Source organism: Kitasatospora sp. NPDC036755, from assembly GCF_040636595.1.
Taxonomy (GTDB): domain Bacteria; phylum Actinomycetota; class Actinomycetes; order Streptomycetales; family Streptomycetaceae; genus Kitasatospora.
In genome coordinates this window covers 1-2,722 of sequence record NZ_JBEZUT010000593.1, presented here as the reverse complement: position 1 = coordinate 2,722, position 2,722 = coordinate 1, and the positions used below count along the sequence as shown (strand labels likewise).

Sequence of the window (2,722 nt, the reverse complement as noted above, 5' to 3'; positions counted from 1 at the left end):
GGTGCTCAGCGGGGTGACGGACGGCGGCAACGCGATCGGCGACATCGGCATCACCGGCATCGCGCGGCAGAACACCGGCGGCCTGCACGCCGTGGCCGACGGCTACCCGGAGAACGTCGTCGCGGCCTTCGCCGCCCAGGTGCACCGCGCACCCGACGCGGTGGCACTGCGCACCGTGGACGGCCCGCTCTCCTACGCCGAACTCGACCGCCGCGCGAACCGGTTGGCCCACCGCCTGACCGGCCTCGGCGTCGGCCCCGAGACCGCCGTCGCGGTGCTGATGGAACGCTCCGCCGAGCTGATCGTCGCCCTGCTGGCCGTGCTCAAGGCCGGCGGCGCGTACGTCCCGCTGCACGCCACCTACCCCGAGGCCCGGATGCGCTCGGTCATCGAGCAGACCGGCGCCCCCGTGCTGCTCACCGACCTCGCCACCACCCCGGGCGAGGCCTTCGCCGGCCTGGTCCGCACCCTCACCATCGACGCCGACCCGGAGCTCGCGGACTGCCCCGACAGCGCGCCCCGGACGCCGTCCGTCCAGCCGGACCGGCTCGCCTACGTGATGTTCACCTCCGGCTCCACCGGCGCCCCCAAGGGCGTGGCCGTCAGCCACCGCGACATCCTCGCGCTCACCGCCGACCGCTCCTGGGACGGCACGGCCCAGGACCGCGTGCTGGTGCACTCCTCGCACGCCTTCGACGCCGCGACCTACGAGATCTGGGTGCCGCTGCTCTCCGGCCGCCAGGCCGTGCTCGCCCCGGCCGGGCAGCTGGACGCCCCGCTACTGCGCCGGCTGGCCGAGGAGCACGACATCAGCAGCACCTTCCTCACCACCGCGCTGTTCAACCTGATCGCCGAGGAGGACCCGACCGTCTTCCGCACCCTGCGCCAGGTGTGGAGCGGCGGCGAGGCCTGCTCGCCCGAGGCCATCCAGCGGGTCCTCGACCTGTGCCCGGACACCGAGTTCGTCCACGTCTACGGCCCGACCGAGACCACCACCTTCGCCACCGCCCTCCCGCTGCGCGCCCCGCACCGGGTCGGCGCCACCGTGCCGATCGGCCGGCCGATGGACAACGTGCACGCCCATGTCCTGGACGACGCGCTGCGCCCCGTCCCGGTCGCCGTCACCGGCGAGCTGTACCTGGGCGGTGAGGGCCTCGCCCGCGGCTACGTCCAGCGGCCCGGCCTGACCGCCGAGCGCTTCGTGGCCAGCCCCTTCGAGCCCGGTGCCCGGCTCTACCGCACCGGTGACCTGGTGCGCCGACTGCCCGACGGGACTCTGGACTTCGTCGGCCGGGCCGACCACCAGGTGAAGATCCGCGGCTTCCGGATCGAGCTCGGCGAGATCTCCGCCGCACTGGCCGCGTTCCCCGGCGTCGGCCTGCACACCGTGGTCGTCCGGGAGGACCGGCCCGGCGACAAGCGGCTGGTCGGCTACGTCGTCCCCGGCGACGGCGCCGAGCTCGACACCGCCGCACTGCGCGCGCACGCCGCCGCGCTGCTGCCCGAGTACATGGTCCCGTCCGCCTTCGTGGTCCTCGACGAGCTGCCGCTCAACTCCAACGGCAAGGTCGACCGCGCCGCCCTGCCCGCCCCGGCCGCCGAGCCGACCGACGGCCTGCGCGGCCCGCGCACGGCGGAGGAGGAGGTGCTGTGCGCACTGTTCGCACAGCTGCTCGGCCGGGAGCAGGTCGGCATCGACCAGAACTTCTTCGACCTGGGCGGCAGTTCACTGCTCGGCATGAAGCTGGTCAGCCGGATCCGGGCCGCCCTGGGCGCCGAGGTCCCGTTCGCGGTCCTCTTCCGCGACCCGACCGTGGCCGGCGTCGCCGCAGTGCTGCGGGACGGCGGCGAGCGGCGCCCGGCGCTCACCGCGACGGCCGTCCGGCCCGAGCCGCTGCCGTTGTCGTACGCCCAGCAGCGCCTCTGGTTCCTGCGGGAATGGGAGCAGGGCGGGGCGACGTACAACATCCCGCTGGCCCTGCGACTGCGCGGGCCGATCGACCGACACGCCCTCCAGGCGGCACTGAACGACGTGACTCACCGTCACGAGGCCCTGCGGACGCGGTACCCGGCGGTGAACGGCGAGCCGTACCAGGAGATCGTGCCGGACGCCTCGATCCCGCTGCTCACGGCCGTCGTATCGGCGGAGGAACTGGCGGAGCGGGTCGCCCGCGCGGCCGCCCACGCCTTCGACCTCGCCACCGACATCCCGTTCCGCGCCGAGCTGCTGGAGCTCACGGAGGACGACCACGTCCTCGTCCTGGTGCTGCACCACATCGCCGGCGACGGCTGGTCCATGGCCCCGCTCGCCCGCGACCTCTCCACCGCCTACGCCGCCCGCGCCCAGGGCGCCGCCCCCACCTGGGCACCGCTGCCCGTCCAGTACGCCGACTACACCCTCTGGCAACGCGACCTGCTCGGCGACGAACACCACCCCGACAGCCTCGGCAACCGCCAACTCGCCTACTGGACCCAGCAACTCGCCGACCTCCCGGAAGAGACCCAGCTCCCCTTCGACCGACCGCGACCCGCCGTCGCCTCGCACCGCGGCGCGCTGGTCACCGCCCGGACCACGCCGGAGCTGAACGCCGGACTGGCCGCGCTGGCCCGCGAGAGCGGCACCACCCTGTTCATGGTGCTCCAGGCCGCCCTCGCCACCCTCTACTCCCGCCTCGGCGCCGGCACCGACATCCCCCTCGGCACCGCCATCGCCGGACGCACC

The 2,722-nt window shown here is 74.4% G+C and carries 1 protein-coding gene; it reads left to right on the top strand.

Annotated elements, in window-relative coordinates:
• Nucleotides 1-2,722 (top strand): amino acid adenylation domain-containing protein (locus AB0E96_RS40305; protein WP_359831710.1); only part of this gene is annotated, 2,722 nt, incomplete at both ends.